This window comes from Pedobacter sp. Bi27 (genome assembly GCF_918698255.1).
Lineage (GTDB): Bacteria > Bacteroidota > Bacteroidia > Sphingobacteriales > Sphingobacteriaceae > Pedobacter.
In genome coordinates, this window is record NZ_CAKKMW010000003.1 from 142,698 (window position 1) to 169,488 (window position 26,791).

20 protein-coding genes and 1 tRNA gene are annotated in these 26,791 nt (G+C 38.6%); 8 read left to right on the plus strand and 13 right to left on the minus strand.

What is annotated here, in order from left to right:
• The first annotated feature begins 6 nt into the window (after positions 1-6).
• From proC to LQ227_RS10740, 4 genes are all read left to right on the plus strand, one after another.
• A complete protein-coding gene (gene proC, locus LQ227_RS10725) occupies positions 7-819 on the plus strand; it encodes a pyrroline-5-carboxylate reductase (protein ID WP_230144368.1) in 813 nt (270 codons plus the stop codon).
• A gap of 111 nt (positions 820-930) precedes the next feature.
• Positions 931-1,998, plus strand: a complete 1,068-nt coding sequence (locus tag LQ227_RS10730) for a M20 family metallo-hydrolase (RefSeq protein ID WP_230144369.1) — start codon at positions 931-933, stop codon at positions 1,996-1,998.
• Positions 1,999-2,163: 165 nt separating this feature from the next.
• The gene (gene argH, locus LQ227_RS10735) at positions 2,164-3,495 is read left to right on the plus strand and encodes an argininosuccinate lyase (protein WP_230144370.1); all 1,332 of its coding nucleotides are present in this window, start codon (positions 2,164-2,166) and stop codon (positions 3,493-3,495) included.
• 28 nt (positions 3,496-3,523) lie between these two features.
• Positions 3,524-4,777 carry a pyridoxal phosphate-dependent aminotransferase gene (locus LQ227_RS10740; RefSeq protein ID WP_230149326.1) on the plus strand — a complete coding sequence of 418 codons (1,254 nt, stop codon included), beginning with the start codon at positions 3,524-3,526 and terminating at the stop codon, positions 4,775-4,777.
• A gap of 218 nt (positions 4,778-4,995) precedes the next feature.
• Here the strand turns inward: LQ227_RS10740 and LQ227_RS10745 are convergent, their stop codons facing one another.
• From LQ227_RS10745 to LQ227_RS10765, 5 genes are all read right to left on the minus strand, one after another.
• Positions 4,996-6,420 (minus strand): RtcB family protein, encoded by a 1,425-nt coding sequence (locus LQ227_RS10745; RefSeq protein ID WP_230149328.1) that lies wholly within the window; start codon positions 6,418-6,420, stop codon positions 4,996-4,998.
• Between the two features lie 11 nt (positions 6,421-6,431).
• Complete coding sequence (locus LQ227_RS10750; protein ID WP_230149330.1) at positions 6,432-7,493, minus strand: DNA polymerase beta superfamily protein; 1,062 nt, start codon at positions 7,491-7,493, stop codon at positions 6,432-6,434.
• On the minus strand, positions 7,483-8,244 hold the full coding sequence (locus tag LQ227_RS10755; protein ID WP_230149332.1) for a nucleotidyltransferase domain-containing protein: 762 nt from the start codon (positions 8,242-8,244) through the stop codon (positions 7,483-7,485). Before LQ227_RS10755 ends, LQ227_RS10750 begins: the two co-directional genes overlap by 11 nt.
• 63 nt (positions 8,245-8,307) lie before the next feature.
• Positions 8,308-9,405, minus strand: coding sequence for a slipin family protein (locus LQ227_RS10760; protein WP_230149334.1), 1,098 nt, complete (start codon positions 9,403-9,405; stop codon positions 8,308-8,310).
• A 359-nt stretch (positions 9,406-9,764) separates the two neighbouring features.
• Positions 9,765-9,825 (minus strand) — tRNA-OTHER (locus tag LQ227_RS10765).
• 561 nt (positions 9,826-10,386) lie between these two features.
• Between LQ227_RS10765 and LQ227_RS10770 the strand changes: the two genes are divergently transcribed.
• Entirely contained in the window at positions 10,387-11,424 is a 1,038-nt protein-coding gene (locus LQ227_RS10770) for a YafY family protein (RefSeq protein ID WP_230144376.1), read from the plus strand.
• 69 nt (positions 11,425-11,493) lie between these two features.
• On the opposite strand, the gene LQ227_RS10775 is transcribed toward LQ227_RS10770, so the two are convergent.
• Complete coding sequence (locus tag LQ227_RS10775; protein ID WP_029274134.1) at positions 11,494-13,077, minus strand: peptide chain release factor 3; 1,584 nt, start codon at positions 13,075-13,077, stop codon at positions 11,494-11,496.
• 448 nt (positions 13,078-13,525) lie between these two features.
• Here LQ227_RS10775 and LQ227_RS25595 point away from each other — a divergent pair, with 448 nt between their 5' ends.
• The 3 genes from LQ227_RS25595 to LQ227_RS10800 all read left to right on the plus strand — a co-directional run bounded on the left by LQ227_RS25595 (position 13,526) and on the right by LQ227_RS10800 (position 16,936).
• Positions 13,526-15,793: a helix-turn-helix domain-containing protein gene (locus tag LQ227_RS25595; protein WP_305800128.1), complete on the plus strand. Its 2,268-nt coding sequence runs from the start codon at positions 13,526-13,528 to the stop codon at positions 15,791-15,793.
• Between the two features lie 53 nt (positions 15,794-15,846).
• Positions 15,847-16,224, plus strand: a complete 378-nt coding sequence (locus tag LQ227_RS10795; protein WP_230144377.1) for a GxxExxY protein — start codon at positions 15,847-15,849, stop codon at positions 16,222-16,224.
• A 103-nt stretch (positions 16,225-16,327) separates the two neighbouring features.
• Complete coding sequence (locus tag LQ227_RS10800; RefSeq protein WP_230149336.1) at positions 16,328-16,936, plus strand: SprT-like domain-containing protein; 609 nt, start codon at positions 16,328-16,330, stop codon at positions 16,934-16,936.
• 150 nt (positions 16,937-17,086) lie between these two features.
• On the opposite strand, the gene ade is transcribed toward LQ227_RS10800, so the two are convergent.
• The 7 genes from ade to LQ227_RS10835 all read right to left on the minus strand — a co-directional run bounded on the left by ade (position 17,087) and on the right by LQ227_RS10835 (position 26,697).
• Positions 17,087-18,724, minus strand: a complete 1,638-nt coding sequence (gene ade / locus LQ227_RS10805) for an adenine deaminase (RefSeq protein ID WP_230149338.1) — start codon at positions 18,722-18,724, stop codon at positions 17,087-17,089.
• Positions 18,725-18,817: 93 nt separating this feature from the next.
• Positions 18,818-20,794: a thiamine pyrophosphate-dependent enzyme gene (locus tag LQ227_RS10810; protein WP_230149340.1), complete on the minus strand. Its 1,977-nt coding sequence runs from the start codon at positions 20,792-20,794 to the stop codon at positions 18,818-18,820.
• Between the two features lie 30 nt (positions 20,795-20,824).
• Positions 20,825-22,210, minus strand: a complete 1,386-nt coding sequence (locus LQ227_RS10815; protein ID WP_371824742.1) for a LutB/LldF family L-lactate oxidation iron-sulfur protein — start codon at positions 22,208-22,210, stop codon at positions 20,825-20,827.
• 153 nt (positions 22,211-22,363) lie between these two features.
• Entirely contained in the window at positions 22,364-23,998 is a 1,635-nt protein-coding gene (locus LQ227_RS10820; protein WP_230149344.1) for a M28 family peptidase, read from the minus strand.
• Positions 23,999-24,024: 26 nt separating this feature from the next.
• Positions 24,025-24,462: a ribose 5-phosphate isomerase B gene (rpiB, locus tag LQ227_RS10825; protein ID WP_230149346.1), complete on the minus strand. Its 438-nt coding sequence runs from the start codon at positions 24,460-24,462 to the stop codon at positions 24,025-24,027.
• Positions 24,463-24,507: 45 nt separating this feature from the next.
• Positions 24,508-25,389 (minus strand): twin-arginine translocase subunit TatC, encoded by an 882-nt coding sequence (tatC, locus tag LQ227_RS10830; RefSeq protein ID WP_057931792.1) that lies wholly within the window; start codon positions 25,387-25,389, stop codon positions 24,508-24,510.
• Between the two features lie 120 nt (positions 25,390-25,509).
• A complete protein-coding gene (locus LQ227_RS10835) occupies positions 25,510-26,697 on the minus strand; it encodes an LVIVD repeat-containing protein (RefSeq protein ID WP_230149349.1) in 1,188 nt (395 codons plus the stop codon).
• Positions 26,698-26,791: the final 94 nt, after the last annotated feature.

The window sequence follows — 26,791 nt, forward strand, 5'->3', positions numbered from 1 at the left end:
ATAATCATGACAAAAAAAATAGCCATAATTGGTAGCGGAAATATCGGTTTATCTTTAGCGAAAGGTTTAGTAAAGGCCGATTTTGCTCAAGCAGGCGACATTACGCTTACCCGTAGAAATATTGATCATTTAAAATCATTCGCCGAAGCCGGTTTTAAGGTAAGCAATAACAATAAACAAGCTGTAGTTGATGCTGATGTTGTGATTTTGGCTGTTCTGCCGCAACAATTAAATACGGTTTTAGATGAAATTCAAACTTCAATTGTTCCGGCCAAACATTTGGTTATTTCGGTAATTTCTGGCGTGAGCTGTGCTGCGGTAAGGGAAAAATTAGGTGATGCTGTTGAGGTAATCAGGGTAATGCCTAACACAGCAATTGCTATTGGTCAATCGATGACTTGCATGGCCAGCGATAATGCATCAGCAGCAAATATTGCAAGTGTAACCAAAATGTTCGAAACGGTTGGTTCTGTTGTGAAAATTAATGAAGATTTAATGACTTCGGCAACAGCGCTTTGTGCCTGCGGGATTGCGTTCTTTTTAAGGGCAATCAGGGCTGCGTCGCAAGGTGGGGTAGAAATCGGTTTTCATGCGGATGAAGCTTTAAAAATGGCTGTTCAAACGGCTAAAGGAGCGGCTGATTTGCTTTTATTACATGGAACACACCCAGAATCAGAAATAGATAAGGTAACTTCGCCGAAAGGTTGTACCATAGCAGGTTTAAATGAAATGGAACATAACGGTTTTAGCTCATCATTGATAAAAGGTATTAAACTTTCGGCTTTAAAAGCTGGGAATCTGTATACTAAAGAGGGTTAGAGTTTAGGGCATAAGGTCTTAATTGCAAACATAAAACTGAAAGCCAAAATAAAAGGTAGAAAGTTTAAAGACGGGTTTAGTCTTAATACTTGATACTAATTACTTGATACTATGTTATTAGAAAATATACAAAAAGAAAGCCTGGATTTATTGCGACAGTTGATCCGCATCCAGTCTTTTAGTAAAGAAGAAGATCGGACGGCGAATTTAATTGCGCAGTTTTTAGAGGAGAGAGGCGTTGAGACGCAGCGTAAAATGAATAACGTTTGGGCTTACAACAAACATTTTGATCCTGCTAAGCCAACATTGCTTTTAAATTCACATCACGATACGGTTAAGCCTAATTCTGGTTACACCCGCGACCCTTATGATGCCGCAATTGAAGGTGATAAACTGTTTGGTTTGGGCAGTAATGATGCTGGTGGTTGTTTAGTATCGCTAATCGGAACCTTTTTGTATTATTATGAGCAGGAAAATTTAAAATACAATATCTGTTTGGCAGCGACTGCCGAGGAAGAAATTTCTGGTAATAATGGATTAGAACTGGTTCTTCCCGATTTGGGAGAACTGGAGTTTGGTATCGTAGGCGAGCCTACAGAAATGAATTTAGCCATTGCCGAGCGCGGTTTGTTAGTGTTAGATTGTGTATCGCATGGTAAAGCCGGTCATGCGGCACGTGAAGAGGGAGAGAATGCGATTTACAAAGCATTAAAAGATATCGAATGGTTTAGAAACTATCAGTTTCCAAAAGTTTCGGAGGTTTTCGGGCCATTAAAAATGACCGTTACGATTATCAACGCAGGTTCGCAGCACAATGTTGTACCTGCAAATTGTAATTTTACGGTTGATGTTCGTGTAACCGATGCTTACACTAATGAAGAGGTTTTAGAGATTATCAGGGCAAATGTTGATTGTGATGTTACCCCACGGTCTATCCGCTTAAAACCATCATCGATTGATAAAAACCATCCGGTTGTTCAAGCTGGTGTTGCCCTTGGAAAAACTACTTATGGTTCGCCTACTACTTCCGATCAGGCATTGTTAGATATCCCATCAGTAAAATGTGGCCCAGGATTTTCTGGTCGCTCGCATATGGCTGATGAGTTTTTGTATGTGCGAGAAGTAGCAGAGGGGGTAGCGGGGTATGTAAATATGCTTAAACCGGTTATAGAAGGTTGAGGGTTTAAGGTTGATGGTGGCTTGGATGCCCAATTTAGATGCTTTCATACACTTTACAAACCTTGTGTTTGCTGTGAAAAACGCTGCGTACTGTGGTAAAATGATAGAATAGCCTTGTGTGCTTTGCGGAAAACTTAGCGCCCTTTGCGGTTAAATAAATTTAAAATGAAGATTTGGCAAAAAAATATAGATGTAAATCAGTTTGTAGAGCGTTTTACGGTTGGTAAAGATCGTGAACTGGATCTGCAAATGGCAAAGTTTGATGTATTGGGCTCTTTGGCGCATACACAGATGTTAGAAAGCATTAATTTGCTAACAGCTGAAGAACTGAAAACGGTTCAACAAGAGTTGAAAAATATTTATGCTGAAATTGAAGCTGGAAATTTCACCATCGAAGACAGTGTAGAAGATGTGCACTCACAGGTAGAGTGGTTGCTTACACAACGTATTGGCGAAGCAGGCAAGAAAATCCATAGTGGGCGTTCGCGTAACGATCAGGTGCTGGTTGATTTGAAACTGTTCTTTAGGGCTTGTATCGAAGATATGGTTGGCCAAACCTCAACCTTGTTTAATAAGCTAATTGAGCTGAGCAATACACACAAAGATAAATTGATGCCGGGTTATACGCATTTGCAGATTGCCATGCCATCGTCTTTTGGTTTGTGGTTTGGTGCTTATGCCGAAAGCCTGGCAGATGATATGGAACTGATGTTGGCTGCCTGGAAAATCTGTAATAAGAATCCACTAGGGTCAGCTGCTGGTTATGGTTCTTCATTCCCTTTAAACAGGACTTTAACAACCAATTTGCTAGGTTTTGAAAGTTTAAACTACAATGTAGTTTATGCGCAGATGGGCAGAGGTAAAACGGAAAGGATTTTAGCACAGGCAATGAGTGCAGTTGCAGCAACCTTAGCTAAAATGGCGATGGATGTGTGTTTATTCATTAATCAGAATTTTGGATTCATCAGTTTTCCGGCAGAGCTTACTACAGGTTCGAGTATTATGCCGCACAAGAAAAACCCTGATGTTTTTGAGTTGATCCGTTCGCGTTGCAATAAAATTCAGGCTTTGCCGAATGAAATTGCCATGATGATTACGAATTTGCCATCAGGTTATCACCGCGATTTACAATTGCTGAAAGAAAATCTTTTTCCAGCAATTACTTCTTTAAACGAATGTTTGGAGATCGCTACTTTTATGTTCCAGAACATCACGATAAAGGATGATATTTTAAAGGATAAAAAATACGATTACCTGTTTAGCGTTGAAGTAGTGAATGATCTGGCGCTCCAAGGTGTTCCATTTAGAGAGGCTTATAAAATTGTTGGCGAACAGATAGAAAATGGTAGTTTTGCACCATCTGGCCAAATACATCATACGCATGAGGGAAGCATTGGCAACCTTTGTAACGAACAGGTTTCTGCAGCAATGCAGGGTGTGCTGTCTCAATTTGGTTTCGGAAAAGTGAATAAAGCAATAGAAGATTTAATTCGCTAATTATAAAGGCGATAATAAATAATAATATATGAAAGTTTCAGTATTGGCCAGTTCATTGATCGGCTCAGAAATTATAAAAATCGGTAATGAAGTTAACGAAATGAAGCGTAAAGGTGCTTCGATCGCTAATTTAACCATAGGCGATTTTGACGCAAACATTTACCCAATCCCAACTGAATTAAAAGCTGGCATTGTAGAAGCGTACAATGCCAACCAAACCAATTATCCGCCTGCTGATGGTGTTTTGCCTTTGCGCGAAACAGTTTCGGAATTGTTAAAGGATAGATTTGGGTTAGAATACAACACCAACAGCATTTTAGTTTCTGGTGGTTCACGCCCTTTAATTTATGCTACTTACCTGGCTTTGATCGATCTTGGAGATACTGTGGTTTTCCCTGCACCATCTTGGAACAACAACCACTATTCTCACTTAACTTCGGCAAAAACAATTGCGGTAGAAACCGATGCTGCGCATAATTTTATGCCAACGGCAGCGCAATTAAAACCACATTTAAAAGGGGCAACCTTATTGGCGCTGTGTTCGCCATTAAACCCGACAGGAACCATGTTCGATGCCGATTCCTTAGCTGAAATCTGTGATGCTGTTTTAGAGGAAAATGCATCTCGTGCAGCTGATGAAAAACCGTTATACATGATGTATGATCAGATTTATTCGCTTTTAACCTTCGGAAAAGAGCATGTAAACCCAGTTTCTTTGCGCCCTGCAATGCGTCCGTTTACGGTTTTTGTTGATGGTAGTTCGAAATGTTTGGCGGCAACTGGTGTACGTGTAGGTTGGGGTTTTGGTCCGGAAGATATTATCAATAGAATGAAAGCTTTGGTCGGTCATATGGGTGCCTGGGCGCCAAAAGCCGAGCAAGTGGCCATGTCTAATTATTTTAACGATAAAGCACAGGTTGATACTTTCTTAACCAGTTTTAAAGGCCAGATTCAAGATAGCTTAAATGCACTTTATAATGGTTTTAATGAGCTAAAGAACGAAGGGTTTAATGTTGATGCTGTTGAGCCAATGGGTGCAATTTATTTAACAATCAAAATCGATTATATCGGGAAAACTACTGAAGATGGTCAGCTTTTAAAAGACAGTGCGGATGTGAATTTTTACCTGATCAAAGAAGCTGGAGCAGCTTTGGTTCCGTTCTCTGCTTTTGGAAATGAAGATAGCATGCCTTGGTTCAGGGCTTCGGTTGGTGCTTGTACCTTGCAGGATATTAAAGATATGTTGCCAAGGATTAAAACCGCTTTGAGTAAGTTGAAATAAGATTATAAGTATAAAGAAAGCCTCTTCAGTTAATTTTGAAGAGGCTTTTTTATGGATTTGATCGTCATTTCGAGCGGAGTGCAGTGCAGTCGAGAAATCTATTATAGATCTCTCCATTTCGCTGCGCTCCAGTCGAGATGACGATTTTTTATAGGATTGTATTTCTGACTTCAGACTAGGGACCTTTGGACTCAAGACCCCAAACTAAAAACTCCCAACTAGTCCTCCCTACTTCCATCATCAGCCATTCTCACCATCTTTGGTTCAAATTTGGCCACTACATCAACCAGTTCAGTTTGTGCTGCCATCACTTTGTTAATGTCTTTATAGGCCATTGGCGCTTCATCTAAACCCGCACCAATTAAGGTAACGTTATGATCTTTCAAAATCGCTTTCATATCCGATTTGGTAATCGATTGAATCGCTTTTGTTCGGCTCATTTGACGTCCTGCTCCATGCGAAGCTGAATTGATTGCACTCATTTCTCCTTTTCCCCTAACCAAAAACCCTGGAGCTGTCATACTTCCTGGAATAATCCCCATCACACCTTTACCAGCCGGTGTAGCACCCTTTCGGTGCACAATTACTTCTTCTCCATCAAGCATTTCTTTCCATGCGAAATTATGGTGGTTTTCTACCTTGGCTAAAACTTTAGCGCCAATCGCCTTGGTTAATCTTTTATGAATTACCTCGTGACAGGCTGAAGCATAATCGCCTGCTAAGTTCATGGCAATCCAATACTCTTGCCCTTCGGCAGAATTTAGATCCAAATAAGCCAGGTTTGCAGCCTCTTTAGGGAGCTTACAGATGTCTTTGGCCAGTTTGGTGTAATGACCTGCAATGGTTGCGCCAAAGCCACGGGAACCCGAATGGGTCAATAATGCTACGTAACGGCCTTTATCGATATTTAAAATCTCATCGCGTTCGGCAAAATCAATTATCCCCCATTCTACAAAGTGATTCCCACCACCCGAAGTACCCAGTTGTGCCCAAGCCTTTCCGTGTAAATTTTTAAGAAAAGGAGTAGCATTAAATGCGTCATTTTCTAAAACGTCATGATCAGCTCTTTCATTACCTTTAAAATTTTGACCCGCACCAAATTTGGTAAAAGCAATTAACTCGCGTTTATACATTGCATCTTTCCCGAAATAATGTTTCTCTGGAATATCGAAAATACTTAAAGCCATTCTACAACCGATATCTACACCTACACCATAAGGGATAATTGCATTTCTAGTCGCTAATACACCACCAATTGGTAAACCATAGCCTTGGTGGGCATCGGGCATTAATGCCCCAGCTACCGAAACAGGCAGTTTCATGGCGATATCCATTTGATTCCTGGCACCTTCTTCTATATAATCGGCACCGAAAATTGAATAATCTTTAGCATTGCTGATCAGTTCAATGGTCCCATCTGATTTTGGATTGGCTTCCTCGATCACAGCAGTTGCCAATACATTTAATACCTCGTCATCCAAAAAACTTTCCGGATAATCTTTTACTTTTTTAAATAAGGCGAGTAATTCTTTTTCCTCAATATCCGCAAAATTTTCTTTCAGGATATCTAAAGCCATCCCTACTATTTTTCCTTCGGAATAGCCTATTTCTATAAGGTCTTTCCCTGTTATGTTGTTGTTCATTGTTTAATCTTTTAATTGGCATAAAGTTCTGCTCTCATCTCAACAAGTAACGATTCGATTAGTTGAGCATCTGGTTTTTCCTGAAGCTTACTTTTTGTTGTTTCTTGTTCTATTAGCAGCATTAGTTTTTCTGCCTTTTTTAATACTTCATCGTAATCAAGTTCTCCTCTTTTAATTAAAAGCAACTCCTCCCGATTTTGTCTTTTTACACTTAATTTTCCATCCCGCACAATCTCAAGCGCTACTTGCAAAAGCCTAATGGTATGCATCATGTTTTTGGCATCGTAATCTTTGCCATGGCTTTTATTTAAGCTGTACCTGTCTTCATTTCTTTTTTCTACCCATTCCCAATATTCATTATACTCCTTGCAATAAGATGAATAGCTATCCTTGTTAAAAAATAAATAGGCAATTTCTTGTTCTCCTGCAGGTATTGACGAGACCGAAACCTCATTTGCCGCTTCCTTGTTCGCAATCCCTTTATAATTCAATTTCTTCTCCGCATCATGAAACAAAGCATACAGATCTTTAGCATTAGGGATTTTGGACAATCCACAATCAGCTTTCGAAATGCCATTTTTTGTAAGCCAGGTTTTCGCTTTTACAGATGAATAGTTTACCGTGATGAAACAAAAGTCTAATACCGTTTTCCGGGTTTTAGGCATTGGGTTTAATATTTTTTTGTTTAATCCCTTTGCTTTTCTAATCTGGGTTAAAGCATAGCCACCAAAAGTATCCTTACATAATTTTGATAAAATCATCTCGATTCTAAGCTTGTCCATTATTGGGTGTTTATATAAGATACAGTCTTCCGGAGTAGCTAAAATTTCGACAATATTGGGGTTGTTCTTAATCAGTAATTCAATAAAACGGCCAATTTCATAATATACTTCGTCATTACTTTCATTGCTGATTTGAGGGATATACTTCAGGCCAAAAAACATTTCTTTTGGCATATAATATATTCCCTTTATATCAGTGTCAGATTGTGGAGTGGCTAATCCATAGGCTTTACTACCGCTTAAACATTCGAATAATAATAGGTTTTTGTCCTTTAAATCTTTAATCGTCATGACGGTTTATTGTTTTTCTAAAAAAGATGTCGAGCATTTCTGAATCAAAACTTTCTTTTGGTAAATCTTTAGCGCCTTCAGTACAGTTTTTAAATTCCTCATCAATATAGTTACTTAGCTCAGGATGTATTTTAATAATATATCCTTCTGCAGCGGTTGACTTTAGTGTAATCAGGTCTTTTACCAACTTTTGAAGGTGTTCTGGTATTAAGTTCAAAAGTGGTCCAATGGTCATTGGCGCTATTGTATTTTTTTCTAAGCACCATTTGGCCGAAAGTAGGGGGCGAAGTACATAAAAAAGCTTTTTTATTTTGATTTCGTCACTGTTTACTACGGTTTCTAGCGCACTGTGTGCTATTCCTAAATAATGGTTGATATTTGTCTTCCTGTAAAAATAAGATTGGCATAATGTCCATAATTCTTCCTTGAAATGATCCTTTTCTCCATAAACTATAGGTGATTGTAACCACTCGAAAGGAGTGGTGTTCGATTTCCGGATCAGTTTAAGTACTTTCTTTATATCCCATCCGTAAATATCCAGTTCATCATTAATAGGAAAACCCAATTGATCATCCTTATCCTGAACCGAAAGATAAAAGTTGAGCGGGCGTACATAAATAAAGCGGACATCGAAATCACTATCCGGTGATGGAAATTCCCATCCCCTGCTACCTGATTCACATGCAAATAATATTTTGATATCATTTGATCTTTCTATTTCTGCAAGTCTGTTTATTATTGTAGTTTTCATTTTATTTCTTGTTCAATCCCCGGCAGGTAATACTCACCTAACCGAGGAGTTTCTAAATTTAATTTATTTTACGAAGATTTGTTTCAATTGATCTACAATTTGTCCACTACCCGATAAGCTGATGTTGTTGATTTTTTCTGCGATTTTCTCTACATACTCCATCTCTTTCAACTTATACAACATAGCGTTGTCTTCCATCAATTTGGCTGTATTCAACAAACTTCTGGTCGAGGCCGTTTCTTCTCTCCGGGTAATGATATTGGCTTGGGCTCTTTTTTCGGCCACTAAAACCTGGTTCATAATTTCTTTAACGTCGCCAGGTAAAACGATGTCTTTAACACCACAGTTGGTTAATTTTACACCCAAGTTTTCAACCTTATCCAAGGTGATGGCCATTACCATTTCAGCAATTTTTTCTTTGCTTTCCATCAATTCGTCAAAAGTCATTAAGCCAATACATTCTCTTAATGCTAATTGCATGGTGATGTATAATTGTTTTTCAAATTCTTTGTTCTCCAATAAGGCCTTGATGATGTCATCAACTTTATATTGAATGCTGAAATTTACCCTCAGTTGCGCTTTATCCTTTGTTAAGATTTCTTGTCCGATAATCTCCATATTCAATTGTCTCATATCGGTTTTCAAAACTTGAACGGTAGTACTGTTTTTCCAGTAAACATAGTTTCCTGCTTCCAATACGTTTTCAAATTTACCATCAATAAACAATAAAGCTTTTTCAAAAGATTCTACTTTATAAGCCCTGATATAATTCAATAATGGTGCTTTCTCCAATAAGTTTTTATCAATGGTTTCATCAATTTTGATGTTACTGATATCTACTTTAATAAAGTCATATGCAGACAAACCTTTCCAGATGGCGTGTCTGCCAGCCGTTAAAACGTTCTTGAAATTTTTGTTTTGATAAACCAAGGCCAATTCATTATCGGCAACACTTACCAAGTGAATCAAATTCACAAAATCTGTGTTTTCCAATAAGATATCCAATTCGGCAACTGTGTAATAGTACTCTTTTGCCATATCATACAAAGTCATGTCTTCACCGAAACCTAACCAGTAAGTTCCAGCTGTTAAAACGTTTTTTAATTTTCCTTTTTTAAACACCAATCCAACATAATTGGTGTTAATTGTTACTCTTTTCATGTTTTTTTGATGTTAAGATTTATAATTATTTAATTTTTGTTTTACAAAGCATTGCAAAAGCACATTCATTTTTTTCTTGCGGAAGCAAATTGAATCTTGATGTTTTTAAGAATGAAATCAAGCTTTAGCAAGTAGGTAAATCCGAGGATTTAAATAAATTTTTCGGCGAGATTTGATTTTTAAATCAGCTCTTTCATCGTTTTTACTTTCAAAGCAAAAGGCAAATTGCGTTCAGATTCATCAAAAATCTTAAAGCCGAATGCGGTTTTGCAATGCTGTTCTTTTGAGCGATTTGAAAAGTTGCCCTTCTTTAGATGGATCCTAATTCCATTGCATTACCATTTTGCTATTCCAAGTGATGGTTGGAAGCAGGATTCGAACCTGCATTTTGGTTGGTACTCTAACCCCTGAGCTATTCCGGTATATCGGAAGTGGGATTCGAACCCACGGCACACAACGTGTTTTAGACAATCTATCATAATTCTTATCAGCATATTCTAAGCAATTTGCCCGAATACTTTGGGGCTATTCCGAAACCCACAACATTGGATAAGTTTTATTTAGTATCGCCATCCCTTTCGGGATTTCCTTATATCAATCTGATTATGATAACCACTACTAATGTAACCCTGTCCGGCGTATCCCGAACAGGGGCTTCATAAACGAGAGCGCATATCATTTAGAACAGTAAACTGTTTCTGTCAATCAGATTGTTGTTATTAACATTTATCAAAGAACTTTATCGACTGGCGACATTACAAAGATGCCACCACCACTACGCGGCAGATTTGCGTAGTAAAATTTATTTTTGTATAAAAGAACTAATTTGTTGATAATTAGATTGATAAATTTAATTTTTCCATTATATTTTTTCTTTTATCCTCTAATTACGCAGTTGTATTGCGTAGATGATAAATGCTTTGCTATATTTAGTTAAGCTTTTCGATCAGATTTTTAGCTTCGTACTCAAATTGATTAAAAATGGCAGTAAATAAATTGGCGCTCATCCGGTATAAAACCATCGACGATTGCTTGAAGAACCGTTACCGTAAATGGACACTAGAAGATCTTATCGAAAAGGTATCGGCAACCCTGTACGAGCTTGAAGGGATTACCACCGGGGTAAGCAAACGGACCATTCAGGCTGATATCCAGCTCATGCGGAGTGATAAGCTTGGCTATAATGCGCCGATTGTGGTGAAGGATAAACGTTTTTATGCCTACGAAGATTCTGGTTTTAGCATTACCAAAGCACCAATCAATAACGCTGATGTAGATAAAATGAAAGAAATTGTAGGTGTACTGAAACAGTTCAATGCCTTCAATTATTTCGACGAAATGAGCGATATGATTGCCCGTTTAGAAAATAACCTCTACAAATCGACCAAACAGAGTGGAAATAATATTCAATTGGAGAGTAATAAGCTGGTTAAAGGTTTAGAATGTATCCCGCCTTTGTATCAGGCGGTTTTAAATAAACGATCTTTATTAATAGAATATAAATCGTTCAAGGCACAACAATCACAACAGGGAATTTACTATCCGTATCTGTTAAAAGAATACCGCAACAGATGGTTTTTGATCTGTAAAGCGAAAAAACGGCCAGGGATCTTAAATTTGGCATTGGATAGGATAGTAGAATTTCAGGAATTGCCTAACGAAGAATTTGTAAGTTATCAAGGCGTAGATTTTGATCGGTATTATGAAGATCTGATCGGTGTAACGAAAAACGAACGTGACCGTGCACAAAAAGTAATCCTCGAATTTACCAACGATCATGCGCCCTACGTCGTAACGAAACCGATGCATCAATCGCAGGTAGTATTAAGTAAGAACGAGAAAACAACAACTTTTAGGATCGATGTGGTACTAAACTATGAACTGGAGCGCGAAATTTTAGGCTTTGGAGAGTGTGTTAAAGTGCTTTCGCCACGATTGTTGATTTCAAAAATTAAAAGGCGTTTGGAACAAACTTTTAGTCAATACGAAACTAAAGAGGGAATGGATATTAGTAATTGAATTTTGAATGAGAGAATATTGGCAATTCCGCTAATAAAATCTCTCATTCAATCACCCTGTCATTCAATTTTAACTCTTAAACTCGCTGGTTTTATGGAAATCGATATCAGGATAATCCTGTTTGGTTAAATTAATCATGTATTCACTATCAGCCAGATAAACCGGATTGGCTTCTTTATCGAAACCGATGTGCTGTTGTTTACGTTTTACAAATTCATCCAGTTTCTTTCTGTCGGTGGAAGTTACCCAGCTCGATCGGGTATAACTCAAGGTTCGGAAACGACATTTTGCACCATATTCGTGCTCTAACCTGAAGTTGATTACCTCGAACTGAAGCTCACCAACCGCACCGATCACTTTCCTGTTTCCAGGCTGCATAACAAATAACTGCGCAACTCCTTCATCGGTTAACTGCTCAATACCTTTTTCCAATTGTTTGGTACGCATTGGATCCATATTTTCTACCTCTTTAAAAATAGATGGAGAGAAACTAGGGATACCTTTAAACTGCAGCTTTTCGCCTTCGGTTAAAGTATCGCCAATTTTAAAGTTGCCACTATCGTATAAACCCACCACATCACCTGGCCACGCCTCTTCAACAATACTTTTTTCGTTCGCCATAAAGTCCATCGGGTTGGAGAATTTCAGTTTCTTATCCTGGCGGGTATGGTAATAGAATTTATTACGTTCAAACTTGCCAGAGCAGATCCTTAAAAAGGCAATCCTGTCGCGGTGTTTTGGATCTAAGTTGGCGTGGATCTTAAATACAAAGCCACTGAAATTTTTCTCTTCAACCAGTACATCACGCTCTTCAGCCTCTCTATGTCGAGGGCTCGGGGCAATATCAATAAAGGTATCCAGGAGTTCTTTTATCCCGAAATTATTAATCGCACTGCCAAAAAATACTGGTGCAACCAAGCCATCGGTATATAAATCCTTATCTATCTTCCCGTAGATACCGTCGACCAATTCAACGTCATCTTTAAGGGTATTGATTTCGTTCTCTTTAAGGTAATTCAATAAAGATGGATCATTTAAATCACTGGCCGCCACAACCGAATCGGTTACTTTGGTTTTGTCTGAATTGAATAAATTTAAATGTTTGTTATAAATGCTGTAAACACCTTTAAACGTATGTCCCTGACCAATAGGCCAGGAAAGCGGACAAAGGCTGATATTTAATTTTTCTTCAATTTCATCCAATAAATCGTAAGCCTCTTTACCTTCACGGTCCATTTTGTTGATGAAGATAATTACCGGGGTGTTACGCATGCGGCAAACCGACATCAGTTTTTCGGTCTGTTCCTCCACACCCTTTACACAATCTACTACCAAAATAACACTATCTACCGCCGATAAGGTTCTGTAGGTATCTTCCGCAAAATCTTTGTGACCAGGTGTATCGAGAATATTGATGCGTTTACCGCTATATTCAAATCCCATAACAGAAGTTGCAACCGAGATACCACGTTGCTTTTCGATCTCCATAAAATCGGAGGTATTACTCTGGTTCGCTTTGTTCCTTTTTACCGCACCGGCAGTATTAATAGCACCACCAAAAAGCAGAAATTTTTCTGTCAATGTGGTTTTGCCCGCATCGGGGTGGCTAATAATGGCAAAGGTTTTACGTTTTTCTATTTCAGGGTTAAGCATAATAAAATTTTGGGTGTAAAGAGTGATGAAACCTTGTTAAAGGAATTTAACAGCGATAAGATTTGAATATTGTTGTTTCATCAGGCCGCAAAGATAAGGAATTTGCTTAAAGTTTGAATAGGTTAATTGTTTAATTGAAAATAGGTTGCGTGTTTATTGCTTTTGAAAAGCAGGGGCAATGGTTCTTTTGTTATTGCAGTCCTGCCATACACTATAGCTCCGATTGAAGAATCGGAGGCTGCCGTTGCTGTCAGGTTTAGGTTGCTTCTGCAGTAATTCTATTGAGGTTTTTTGATTCAATAATTAAGAAATTATCGATTAAATAAAGGTTTAGACCAAAAATATCCGCTTAAAGTTAAATTTTCTCACCAATCATTGTTTAGTTTTGTGCTAAAATGTTTAGCTTTATTCATCCCTCCGTTTATTGTTGACTAAAATTTTACTGCCGATGCCCACTTTAGAAGAAACTTCTATGCCCGCAGAAATTGCGGCTAAATTTGTTAATTATACCTCAAAACACGTTTTCTTGACCGGAAAAGCAGGAACAGGTAAAACAACTTTTTTACGGAAACTCATCCAGCTTACGCACAAAAAAGCCTTAATTGTGGCACCAACGGGTATTGCCGCAATCAATGCAGCTGGGGTAACTATCCATTCGCTTTTCCAACTTCCTTTTGGGGCTTTTTTTCCTGATGCTGCTGGCGCCTTGATTAATGAAAATATCAATTTTAACTTCAATACGCCAAAAACTTTAGTGAAACACCTAAACATGCAAGGCAATAAACGCCGCATGTTGCAGGAACTGGAGTTACTTGTTATAGATGAGGTAAGTATGTTGCGGGCTGATATGCTCGATGCCATAGATTTCGCTTTACGTTATGTGCGCAGGAACAGAAACCTTCCGTTCGGCGGAGTACAGTTATTGTTTATAGGCGATCTGAACCAGCTGCCACCTGTGGTAAAAAACGATGAGTGGCGCATCATGGCTAAATTTTATAAGAGCATTTATTTCTTCGATGCCCTGGCCCTGCAGGATAATCCACCGGTTTATATCGAGCTGGACAAAATTTACCGTCAAGATGATGCTGTTTTTATCGATTTGCTCAACAACCTACGGAACAACAAAATCACCGCAGAAGATACAACTTTGCTCAGACAGCATTTTAAACAGGATTTTAAGCCCTCGGCAGATGAAAATTATATCACTTTAACCACCCATAACAATAAAGCTGATGGCATTAACCGCGAAAGGTTAACACAGCTGAAAACCAAATCTTACTTTTTTGATGCAAAGATTCAGGGTGAATTTAATGAATATGCTTACCCGAATGATAAAAGTTTAGAATTAAAGGTAGGTGCACAGGTAATGTTTATTAAAAATGACATGACGGTCGAAAAGCGGTATTACAATGGTAAGATCGGCGTGGTGCACCACATCGAAAAGGATGTAGTTGAAATTGAACTGCCTGAAGACAAAGTGGTGATCCAGATTTCACCCTATACATGGGAGAACGTAAAATATAAATTGGATGAAGCAACCAACGAAATCAAAGAAAATGTAGCAGGTTCGTTTATCCAATACCCGATTAAGCTGGCCTGGGCAATCACCGTGCATAAAAGTCAAGGTTTAACCTTTGATAAGGCAATTATTGATGTAGGCGATGCTTTTGCACCTGGCCAGGCCTATGTCGCCTTGTCGCGTTTACGCTCATTAAAGGGTTTGGTTTTAACGTCTCATCTTCGCGAGAGTGGTTTGCAACAGGACCAAAATGTGCATTACTTCTCTAAAACAAAACAACCTTCGGAAGTGTTGAACGAGCAGATCAGTATAGAGAGTTATACTTTTATCCGCAGTTATTTGCTTGCCGCATTTGATTTGAACCTGATCCGCTATTACTTAAAAGAACACCGCCAGACTTTTGATAAAAGCGAAAAATCGACCAAGCAAAAGCACGAAGATTGGACCGATACTGTTTATACCGACTTTCAAAAAATAACAGCCACAGCCGATACATTTGTTAATCAGCTCAAAAACCTGTTCGCACAGCAAACCGAACATACTTTATTTAATATATCGAAAAGGGTAGAGGCTGCCTTAAAATATTTTAATCCCTTAGTTAAGGAAATTTCAGACCGTTTCCTGATCCAAATCGAAGTGATCAAAGAAGAAAAGCAGATTAAAACCTATGTTACAGAACTGTTAGAACTCGAAATTTTGGTGTACGAGCAATTGAAAAAAATGCATAAAAGCAAAGCATTGTTGCAAGCGCTCATTGCTGGGAAAGAGTTTAGCAAAGCCGATACCGATGCACTGTTGAATACGGTCGAAAGAAACAACCAACTCCAAAAAGCCATTCAGCTAAAAGGAGAAACGCTTAAAGTAAAATCTGCAGCAGAGAAAAAGAAAAAAGAGCCAAAGATTGATACCAAGTTAGTGAGCTTCGAGCTGTATGAGCAGGGCAAAATCATCGACGAAATTGCAAAAGAGCGTGGCTTTTCTGCCGGTACCATTGAGGGGCATTTGGCTTATTATGTTTCTACACAGCAATTGGATGTAACCAAACTGGTAAAGGCCAATAAAATCAAAAATATCAGTGATGCGGTGGAAAGCCAGAAAACAAAATCGATGGCTACGATAAGGGAGTTTTTAGGGAAAGATTATTCTTTCGGGGAGATCAAGCTGGTATTGGCATCGTTGTTTCCATCTGAAGAATAAAATGTTTTAACCACGGAGAAAAGAGAGGTAAGGCACAGAGAACACAAAGTGTTATGAAAGAAGATTTATTAACAAGAACCATTATTGGATTGGCTATAGATGTTCATACAGCCCTGGGTCCCGGTTTGCTAGAGAGTGCTTACAAGGAATGTTTGTTTTATAAGATTGATAAGGCAGGTTTTCAAGTTGAAAAAGAAAAAATAATGCCCCTGCGATTTGAAGATGTAAAGTTGGATTGTGGTTATCGAATTGATATCTTGGTTGAGAATAGATTGGTTTTAGAATTTAAAAGTATAGATTCCCTAAATGATATTCATCTTGCACAAATGTTAACCTATATGAAATTAGGTGGATATAGATTCGGGTTATTAATGGATTTTAATGTTTTAAGATTAAAAGATGGAATTGAGCGGGTAGTAAATGGATATTAAAATAATCTCTGTTTCCTCTGTGCAAACTCAGTGCCCTCTGTGGTTAAAAGCTATATGAATATTTTGTTTCCTTTGCGAAAAACTTTGCGAACTTTGCGGTTAAATGGAAAAGGTTAAAGTTTTAGCGCAGTACATGCCCGAACCAGCGGCACCGCTAATTGCAAAATGGATAGATTATTTTCAATGTGAATTTAAGATTTCTAAAACCCGTTCTACAAAATTGGGCGATTACCGCCATCCTTATCAGGGCAAAGGGCATCGCATTTCGGTGAATTTTAACCTCAATCATTACGCCTTTCTGGTTACTACCGTACACGAGTTCGCGCATTTACTCACCTGGAACGATTTCAAGAATAAAGTAAAACCGCATGGCACAGAGTGGAAGAAGAACTTTCAGCGGATGATGGTTCCCTTTTTTGAACTGAATATCTTTCCAGCCGATATCCACAAAGCGATTGATAATTATATGTCGAACCCGGCGGCATCCAGCTGTTCTGATCTGCATTTATCGCGAGCCTTAAAAAAATACGATAGCAATAAAACCGAGACTTTGCATTTGGAGCAATTGCCGATTAATACCACTTTTAAAATTAAAGATGGCCGGCGTTTTACCAAAGGCGAACGCATTAGGAAGCGGTACCGCTGTATATGTTTAGACGATAAGCGATTATATCTGTTTAATCCTTTGGCAGAGGTTTTTGTAGTGGAATAAGATTAATTTGCTGTCATCCTGAATGCAATGAAGAATCTTTTGCAAAATAGCTCTGCAATTACATTTTGCGTTTGAAGATACTTTAGATTAATGCCATTTGAAGTGCCAATAGTAAACAGATTCTTCGCTGCGCCCAGAATGACAAATCAGCTACACAAACTTAAACTCATCTCCATCAAATAAACCTTTGTCGCTCAGTTTTAAGTGTGGAATTACCAATAAAGCCATAAAAGAAAGCGTCATGAAAGGGGCAAGCAAAGTAGAGCCTAAATCTTTCGCAAATTGATCTATTGAAGTATAACTTTCTGCAACCTGATAACCGTTATGGTTACTCATTAAGCCTGCTACCGGTAAAGCTAAAACTTCTTTTTCCCCATTTCCCAATGCCACTACGCCACCGGTTTCATTAATCACCAGATTTACGGCTTCACAGATACTTTTATCGTCTACGCCGACAGCAATAATGTTATGACTATCATGTGCAACACTTGATGCAATGGCGCCTTCTTTTAAGCCAAAGTTTTTAACGAAGGATATTGCAATAGGGGCATCATGATAACGGTTTACCACCACCATTTTTAAAACATCGTTTTCCGGATCACTAATGATATTTTGATTTAAAACTTTCGGTTTTGCGGATATTCTATTCGTAATCAATTGTCCATCCAATGCTTCAATAACTGGAATTTCTTTTTGTCCGGTGAATGGATAAATAAAATCTTCTTCCTTTTTCAAACTGCAATCGAAATGGTTTACCGATTCTCGATCTTCGACATGTTTTACCCAATTACCCACTATTTTTCCATTTTCGGCAAGCAATATCCCATCTATATAGGTTTGTTTAACCTTGAATGTTTTTAAATCTTCAAGCACGATAAAATCTGCATCATCATTGATCTGAAGTGAGCCAACATCTAATTTATAGTGAAGAATAGGATTGATGCATGCTGCCCGCAGTATATTGAATATATTGATCCCTTTTTCTATGGCCCTTGCACAGAGCTGATTAATATGGTTTTCAACTAAACTATCAGGATGTTTATCGTCGCTGCAGAACATCATCATTTCCGGCCAATCGTTCAATAAATCGATCAGTGCCTCAAAATTTTTGGCTGCACTTCCTTCTCGGATAAGGATTTTCATGCCACGCTGCAATTTATCCAGCGCTTCAGCTGCCGTAAAACATTCGTGATCTGTAGAAATTCCGGCATTGATGTATTGTTGAACAGCATCGCCACGTAAGCCCGGGGCATGCCCATCAATAGGTTTACCCAACAGGTGCGCCGCCGCAATCTTTTTTAAAACTTCTTCATCTTTATAAAGTACGCCTGGGAAATTCATCATTTCGCTCAGGTATTTTATTTCAGGACGTTCTAAAAGTGATTTTACATCATCATGATCCAATTCAGCTCCGGCCGTCTCAAAAACGGTAGCTGGAACACAGCTTGGGGCACCAAAATTGAATTTAAAAGGCACGGTATTGCCATTTTCAATCATAAATTCTACACCTTCCATACCACAAACGTTGGCAATTTCGTGTGGATCGCTAATGGTTGATACCGTTCCATGAACTACCGCTAACCGCGCAAATTCACTTGGAATTAACATACTGCTTTCGATATGCACATGGCTATCTATAAAACCTGGAGAGATAAAATGTGCTCCTTCTTTCTGTTCAGAAATTTTTGAGATTGATTTTATTTTTCCATCCTCAACTTCTACTTCGCCAAAGAAAATATTCCGCTTTGTGATGTTGATGATATTTCCTTCGACTTTGAAATTGCTCATGTTGTTTATATAAATTAGCCACGGAAACACGGATTGGCACGGAATTAATAATTAATGTTCTCCGTGATTTCTGTGTTTCCGTGGCAAAACTATTTAATATTTCAATAATTTATCAATCGTTTCTGTTAGTCTTGCTTTAGCTAAAAAATCTTCTTCCAATACTTTACTCATTGGAATTGCCGTATCTAGGCTCGCACAACGCATTACAGGTGCATCGAGATCAGAGAAGCAGTGCTCTCCAATCCAGGCAGATAGTTCGGCGCCAAAGCCATTGGTTAAGGTATCCTCATGCAAAATTAAAACCCTACCGGTTGCTTTAACAGCTGTGCTTACAGTCTCTTTATCCCAAGGTTGTAATGTACGCAGATCAATTAATGTTGCGCCACTTTCCGGATATTGCTTCAGGTAATCTAACGCCCAGTGCACACCCAGTCCGTAGGTAATGATCGTGAATTTATTTCCTTCGGCAAGCCGAACTGCTTTACCAATCTCTGTAGTATAGTAGCCATTAGGAACAGGAGTGCTTAAACTCCTGTAGAGGTATTTGTGCTCGAAATAAAGCACTGGGTTTGGATCTTCAATCGCTGCCAACAGCAAACCTTTCGCATCTTCAGGGAAAGCCGGATAAACAATTTTTAAACCCGGTGTTTTGGTAAACCAGGCTTCATTACTTTGTGAATGGAATGGTCCAGCCCCTGTTCCGGCACCTGTAGGCATGCGCACCACTACATCGGCCCTTTCGCCCCAACGGTAATGCGTTTTGGCCAGGTTATTCACGATCTGATTAAAGCCAACAGTTACAAAATCTGCAAATTGCATTTCTACAACAGCCTTATAGCCGTTTATGGATAGGCCTAAACCTGCCCCTACAATGGCCGATTCGCAAATAGGGGTGTTGCGGACTCTGCTTTTTCCATATTTAGCAGTAAAACCATCTGTAATTTTAAAAGCCCCACCATAATCGGCAATATCCTGCCCCATTAAAACGAGGTTAGAATACTTTTGCATGGCCAAGTCTAATCCATCGGTTATTGCATCTAAATATCTTTTTTCTGTGGAAATTTGACCAGATTGGACAACATCTTGCTGATAAGGGAAATACATATCGGCCTCTTCCCGATCGGCATTCGCAAGAGGCTCATCTTCATTAAAAGCTTCTTCAACTTCCAGCTCTATATCTCTTTTAACCTGGATTTTGATGTCGATAATTAAGTCTGAGGTTAAAATACCCTGCTCAATTAAATACGCTTCGTAATTATTCAAAGGATCTTTCTTTCCCCACTCATCCAACAATTCTTGTGGAACATATTTAGTGCCGGATGCTTCTTCATGTCCACGCATCCTGAAAGTAAGGCATTCTACCAAAACCGGTCTTGGATCTTTTCGGATTTCCATAGCCAGTTGATTGATGGTATCATAAACTTCTAAAATATTATTCCCATCTATCTGAATACCCTCTACGCCATAACCAATGGCCTTATCAACCAGGTTTTTACATCTAAACTGCTCTGATTTTGGAGTGGAAAGGCCATATCCATTATTTTCGATCAGAAAAATAACAGGAAGGTTCCAAACTGCGGCAACATTTACCGCCTCGTGGAAATCGCCTTCACTGGTTGCCCCTTCTCCGGTGTAAACTAGTGTAGCGTGCGGTTTGTTGGCTAAAACATCGGCCAGAGCAATGCCATCAGCTAAGGCCATCTGTGGGCCAAGGTGGGATATCATCCCTATTATTTTATATTCTTGTGAACCGAAATGGAAAGAGCGGTCGCGGCCTTTGGTGAAGCCTGTAATTTTGCCTTGCCATTGAGCCATTAATTTTTTTAAGGGAATATCGCGAGCGGTAAAAACGCCCAAATTACGGTGCATGGGTAAAATGTACTCATCGCTTTGCATCGCTAAGGTGCTGCCAACAGCAATTGCTTCCTGACCAATGCCCGAAAACCATTTGCCAATTCTACCCTGACGCAAGAGTTTGAGCATTTTGTCTTCAACCATCCGAGGGTAAAGCAATCTTCTGTATAAGTTCAGTAAGAACTTGTCGTCTTTATCACCTCTGTTAAATTGCATATCTGGTTATTTTGACTAATGGGTCCTGATTTAAGACTCCTTATTTTTTTTCAGTTCTTCCCATTGTTTAGCAAAAGATTTATCGGCAACTTTAGGCATCTCCCGGTATTTGCCCCAGCTCTTTTTGAAAAATCTTTTGAGCATAAAGTTTTTAAACTTCCCGCCAAAGAAATCCATCCATTTGCGTTTTTGCATCATTCTGTTAAACATGCTCCAGCCAATTTCCTCTTTTTTGCCGTTCTCATGCCCTGCGGCGGCATCTCTACGGTTAAGTAAGAGCATTTTATGGATATCGATTTTTACCGGGCACACTTCTGAACACTTACCGCAAAGACTGGAAGCATAGCTTAGGTGTTTAAACTCTTCCATGCCCTTTAAATGAGGCGTAATTACCGAGCCGATAGGTCCACTATAGGTTGTATTATAAGTATGTCCGCCGATATTTTTATAAACCGGACAAGCATTTAAGCATGCACCACAACGGATGCAGTACAAGCCCTGTCTCTGGTCTTTTTGTGCCAATAAATTGGTGCGGCCATTATCCAGCAAAATCACATACATTTCCTCTGGCCCATCTGTTTCATTAGGTTGGCGTGGACCACTTAAAATGGTATTATAAACCGTTAAGTTTTGCCCCGTTCCGTGCGATGCCAGTAAAGGCCAGAACAGATCAAGATCAGCCATAGAAGGAATTACTTTTTCGATACCTACTATAGCAATGTGGATTTTAGGGAAAGTAGTACTTAAACGAGCATTGCCTTCGTTTTCTGTTAGTGCAATACTTCCGGTATCGGCAATTAAAAAATTTCCACCGCTTATACCGATGTCGGCATTCAGGTATTTATCGCGGAGTAATTCTCTTGCTTTTTGTACCAGCTGCGGAGGAGTGGCATCGATAGGTGTGCCAAATTTATCATGAAATAACTGCGCTATATCTGTTGCACTTAGGTGCATGGCCGGGGTAACAATATGGTAGGGAGCCTGCCCAAGTAGTTGAACAATGTATTCGCCCAGATCACTTTCTAAAGATTCGATGTTGTTCTTTTCCAGGAAATCGTTTAAGTGGATTTCCTCGGTGGTCATCGATTTTGATTTGATAACCGTTTTGCCGTTGTTTCTTTTGATGATGTTGAGGATTTCCTGCTGGGCTTCTTCGGTATCATTGGCCCAGATTACCTTACCGCCGCGGCGTTGGAAATTTGATTCGAATTCTGGCAAGAATTTATCAAGGTTTTCCATCACACGCCATTTAATTACGTGTGCTTTTTTTTTGGATGCCTCTAAATTTTCGAATTTTGATAAGCCCCGTTCAACAGCTGCATTGTATTTCCCAATATTATAATTTATGGTTTTACGATGCGGTAGATCGAAAGCTTTCTCGTCAGATTTCTCTAAAAATTCCTCGGCAATATTCATCAATAGTTATTTTGTAATAGGTAACGAATATTAACTGATTTTAGTTTTTAGCTACTTCGTTATAACATCAAAGATAGGAATTTATGCAGGTGCGAAAAGGTATTGTGCATAAAAAAGCCCCGACATTTTGTCGAGGCTAAGCATTTTGAATGATTATTTCTTTGGATTTCCTTTTCCATCCATATCTACTGCCGGGCGTTTTGCGCTGTTGGCCAATTCCCATGCGGTAAAGTAGGTTAATTTTGCTCTTTTGGCCAAAAGTGGGAAGTTAATTTTGCTTACTTCATCACCAGGTTTATGGTAGTCTTGTTGTAACATGCCGTCATAATAGAAGATGATCGGAATACCCAATTTAGCAAAGTTATAATGATCTGAACGGTAATAAATCTGCTCAGGATCTTTTGGATCATCATATTTATAATCCAGTTTCATTTTGGTATAGGTTGCGTTAACTCGCTCACTTAAGTTAGCCAAATCACTACTCAACATTCTCGAACCTACAGAGTAAATGTAATTTGCCGAATCTGCTTTACCTAAATATTCTTCGCCAGTACGGCCAATCATATCGGTATTTAGATCAGCAATGGTATTTTCGACAGGGAAAACAGGATGCTCCGAGTACCATTCAGAACCCCAAAGTCCTTTTTCCTCACCAACAACAGTCATGAAAAGGATGCTACGCTTAGCGCCTTTTCCGGCTTTTTTAGCATCAGTAAATGCTTTTGCCATTAATAAAACGCCCGTAGTTCCCGATCCGTCATCGTCCGCTCCGTTGTTCACTTTATCTTTTGCATTTGGATCTGTTTCCAACCCAATATGGTCATAGTGACCTGTAAGAATTAATACTTCTTTTTTAAGTGCCGGATCAGAACCTTCTAAATAACCCAGAACGTTCTCACATCTAACTGGTGTTTCTGTTTTTGCAGCACTTGCAGAGAAAGGCACATTTAATACTTGCGACGCAGGAGCCTGACTATCTACTATTTTCTTTTGTAGATCAGCCACAGTAGTGTTTGAGGCCTTTAGCAGCTCGTTTGCCAAAACAACAGATATCGAAATGCGTGGAATATTGTTTTGCTTTTGCGCTTCGATAGCAGCATTGGTTTTTACCATTACCCTACCATTTTTAAGGGTTTGCTTGGTGTTTTCGGTTATTCTATCAACTGCTGGATCGATCAGGATAATTGCTTTTACATTATTTTCTACAAAATACTTTGCCCTTGCTTCAAGCGTAGCACGATAAGCTGCTCTATCAATTTTTGTACCCGGTTTTACGGTTGGATCTCCGCCATTAAACATGACAACTACTTTTCCTTTAATATCGGTACCTGTAAAATCGTTATAGTTGTCTTTCTTTAAACCATAACCAATAAATACAAGTTCGTTGGCTGAGAAAGTAAAACCTTGATCGCTGATTAAGCTGGGAGATACCAAATAATCTTTCTGATATTCTTTAGGTTGACCGTTAACCGTTAAATGGCTTTCTTTTAAGGTAACGTTAACCAAATCGATTTTTTGGAAATAGCTGCCATTTACAGGCGCTTTTAAGCCTAAAGATTTGAAATAATCGCGGATATAATCAGCAGCCATCCAAGCGCCTTTTGTGCCTGTTTCGCGGCCTTCATATTCATCAGAAGCCAATACAGAAAGGTGTTTGTAGGCATTTTCAGGATTAATGGCTTTGCTAAATTTGATCGCATCCTTATTCGGTATAAGGGGCTTTATTTGGCTAAAGCAACTTGCCGTAACAAGTGATACCAAACCAAGGGTTAAAAACTTTTTGTTCATTATGATAATAGTTAGTTATTTTTTTGTTAGCACGAAATCTTTTCAACCCTGTTTTGGTGACGCCCGCCCTCAAATTCAGTTGTTAAAAAGGTTGTGGTAATCTCTTTAGCCAGTTCTTCCGAAACAAATCTGGCAGGTATACACAAAACGTTTGCGTTATTGTGCTTGCGGACTAAAGAAGCAACTTCATTCTCCCAGCACAAACCTGCTCTGATATGCTGATGTTTGTTTGCGGTGATGGCTACACCGTTTGCCGATCCACAAAGTAAAATCCCATAAGTAAATTCTCCATTTTCTACAGCAGCAGCAACCGGATGGGCGAAATCTGGATAATCAACAGAATTTTCTGAGTAAGTACCAAAATCTTTTACTTCGTAATCCTGTAAAAAAACTTTTAGTATTTCTTTGTATTCAAACCCAGCGTGATCCGCTCCAATAGCAATTTTAATTTTTGTATCAGACATTGTCAAATTTATAGAGAATTATAAAATCTATTCGTAATGTTTTTGTTAGTTAGCGTAGAAAGCAGCATCAGCCTTTTTCTTCTTTTTTTCTATGTAAGCCGAAACAAAAATGCTGAGCTCATAAAGCAAGAACAATGGCGTAGCTACAATTAGCATCGTCATAATATCAGGTGTTGGGGTAACAATAGCTGCAATAATTAAGATAATAACCGCGGCATACCTTCTGCTCGATCTCATCAGCTTTGGTGTCATCAATCCAAGTTTCGACAGTACGAAAATAATAACCGGAAGTTCGAAGATAATCCCTGTGCCTAAAGTTAAAGTTGCTACAGATGATAGATACGAATCAACTGTGAATGTATTTTTAATTTCGGCACTAACGGTGTAACCTGTTAAAAAGTTAACCGATAATGGGCATACCACAAAGTAGCCAAAAAATATACCAATAATGAAAAGTACAGAAGCGAAGAAAACGAAGCCACTTGCCGATTTACGCTCATTTTCGTGTAATGCCGGTTTAATAAAACGCCAGATTTCCCATAATAAATAAGGAAAACCAACTACAATACCGCACATTACACAAACATTTAATTGCAGGTTAAACTGACCGGCCATTTCGGTGTTGATAATCTCTCCATTAATTTTGGTGATGCACATATCTGCACCAAGTGAAGGGAATTTTTCTACCAGTTTGCACATCATCCTGTAAGTCCAGAAATCTGGCTTTTTTGGACCAAATATGATTTTATCTAAAATGAATTCGTTGAAGTAAAAAGCAATACCGGTAAAAACGGCAATGGCAATTACGGCCCTGATTAAATGTTTACGGAGAACATCCAGATGATCAAAAAAAGACATTTCTGCCTCTAATGTGGTGCTCTTTTGTCCGATAGCTTTTGTTAGTGAAGTTTTTTTAGTGTCGCTCATGTTGAAAACAAAAATACCATTCTATTTGAATAGAATGGTATTTACGTGTTAAATATAGAAATAGTTTATATTATTATGAGAAATGACTGCAAAAATAGAAAGATGCTACAAAAGGAGCTTTTAACGTTGCCCTTTAATTATACTCAGTTGCTTTAAATTTGCGGCGTTGTTATAATTAAATTGATATACCCCATCGTCTCCTGTAACGATTAAAGATTTAGGGCCTGCAATAACATCAAAGCTTTTAATATTATTCAAATGCTGCAACATGTTGTTGCCTATTTTGGTTTTATCGGTAATATTGAAGCTCTTTATTCCATAATTGCCTTCACAGAGAAACAGATTATCGCCACTGGTGCTTAGACCGTGTGGATTTTGCATAGCATAAACTGCAATCTGTTTCGGTTTGGTGGGATCTTCTATATCTACAACTTCCAACTGATTGCTTGCTTGCATGCACATATTGCCTGTGCGTAAGGTAACGTAAGCATATTTGCCTTGTACAACAACAGGGTCGCAGGCAAAAATATGGCTGTAAGTAGATAGTTGTACGGGATTAGCCGGATCGGTAGCACTAAAAATGTGCATACCTCTATTGGTACCTATAAATAATTTATTCTCGTATGGAAAGATGGTTTCGACACCCCAACCTAAAGGAATAGCCTTTAAAAAAGTTGGGTTCGATGCAGTTTTAACGTCAAACAGACTTAAATTATTCGTGCCAACAGTATATAAATAGTCGTTCATTAAGGTAAATCTGGCCATCGAGCCACCTTGCCCAGAAGAAGAGTTGTTCGAATAAGCGAGATCATTAATTACCCCTTTGTAAGTTTGTTTCTTTACCAGGGTATCTTTATAGGTGTAAAGATACTTTTGCGCACCTGGCAAATAGAACTGATTGAAAACATCGGTTACTCTTTTTGCCTGTTTGATGTTGTTCATGTTTGAGATATCAAAAGCCAGCAAATCAATAAAATTGTCGGCGTAAAGGATATTGTTGTGGATCGCTAAATCTACGTTTCCCGGAATTTGTAGAAAACCCACGTTTATGGGAGCACCTGGATTAGCATTGTTGTAGATATGAATACCTTCATTTGGTTCATTAATGAAAAGATAATCGTTATAAATGTATATTTTTCCGGTTTTTTTGGCAGGAATAGCTTTTGTCATACCTACAGGTAAAGCCCTCATTTGCTGAACCGAAATCATTTTTACAATCTTTATCATTTCATACTCGTCTTTTTTGCATCCTGTAAATGCAGCGAAAACAAGTAGGAAGAGTAGTGCGTTAATTAGACTTTTTTTCATAGTTGGAGTGTTTTAATATTAAACGTATGAGGTTAATTAAACGCTACACCGTTCGGTAAATATTAATTATCAGGTATTTATCTCACAGTAACTG

Bases quoted from the DNA above. Each gene is read 5' to 3' on its own strand.
- proC (WP_230144368.1), top strand. From the start codon at position 7: ATGACAAAAAAAATAGCCATAATTGGTAGCGGAAATATCGGTTTATCT.
- LQ227_RS10730 (WP_230144369.1), top strand. From the start codon at position 931: ATGTTATTAGAAAATATACAAAAAGAAAGCCTGGATTTATTGCGACAG.
- argH (WP_230144370.1), top strand. From the start codon at position 2,164: ATGAAGATTTGGCAAAAAAATATAGATGTAAATCAGTTTGTAGAGCGT.
- LQ227_RS10740 (WP_230149326.1), top strand. From the start codon at position 3,524: ATGAAAGTTTCAGTATTGGCCAGTTCATTGATCGGCTCAGAAATTATA.
- LQ227_RS10745 (WP_230149328.1), bottom strand. From the start codon at position 6,420: ATGAACAACAACATAACAGGGAAAGACCTTATAGAAATAGGCTATTCC.
- LQ227_RS10750 (WP_230149330.1), bottom strand. From the start codon at position 7,493: ATGACGATTAAAGATTTAAAGGACAAAAACCTATTATTATTCGAATGT.
- LQ227_RS10755 (WP_230149332.1), bottom strand. From the start codon at position 8,244: ATGAAAACTACAATAATAAACAGACTTGCAGAAATAGAAAGATCAAAT.
- LQ227_RS10760 (WP_230149334.1), bottom strand. From the start codon at position 9,405: ATGAAAAGAGTAACAATTAACACCAATTATGTTGGATTGGTGTTTAAA.
- LQ227_RS10770 (WP_230144376.1), top strand. From the start codon at position 10,387: ATGGCAGTAAATAAATTGGCGCTCATCCGGTATAAAACCATCGACGAT.
- LQ227_RS10775 (WP_029274134.1), bottom strand. From the start codon at position 13,077: ATGCTTAACCCTGAAATAGAAAAACGTAAAACCTTTGCCATTATTAGC.
- LQ227_RS25595 (WP_305800128.1), top strand. From the start codon at position 13,526: ATGCCCACTTTAGAAGAAACTTCTATGCCCGCAGAAATTGCGGCTAAA.
- LQ227_RS10795 (WP_230144377.1), top strand. From the start codon at position 15,847: ATGAAAGAAGATTTATTAACAAGAACCATTATTGGATTGGCTATAGAT.
- LQ227_RS10800 (WP_230149336.1), top strand. From the start codon at position 16,328: ATGGAAAAGGTTAAAGTTTTAGCGCAGTACATGCCCGAACCAGCGGCA.
- ade (WP_230149338.1), bottom strand. From the start codon at position 18,724: ATGAGCAATTTCAAAGTCGAAGGAAATATCATCAACATCACAAAGCGG.
- LQ227_RS10810 (WP_230149340.1), bottom strand. From the start codon at position 20,794: ATGCAATTTAACAGAGGTGATAAAGACGACAAGTTCTTACTGAACTTA.
- LQ227_RS10815 (WP_371824742.1), bottom strand. From the start codon at position 22,210: ATGAATATTGCCGAGGAATTTTTAGAGAAATCTGACGAGAAAGCTTTC.
- LQ227_RS10820 (WP_230149344.1), bottom strand. From the start codon at position 23,998: ATGAACAAAAAGTTTTTAACCCTTGGTTTGGTATCACTTGTTACGGCA.
- rpiB (WP_230149346.1), bottom strand. From the start codon at position 24,462: ATGTCTGATACAAAAATTAAAATTGCTATTGGAGCGGATCACGCTGGG.
- tatC (WP_057931792.1), bottom strand. From the start codon at position 25,389: ATGAGCGACACTAAAAAAACTTCACTAACAAAAGCTATCGGACAAAAG.
- LQ227_RS10835 (WP_230149349.1), bottom strand. From the start codon at position 26,697: ATGAAAAAAAGTCTAATTAACGCACTACTCTTCCTACTTGTTTTCGCT.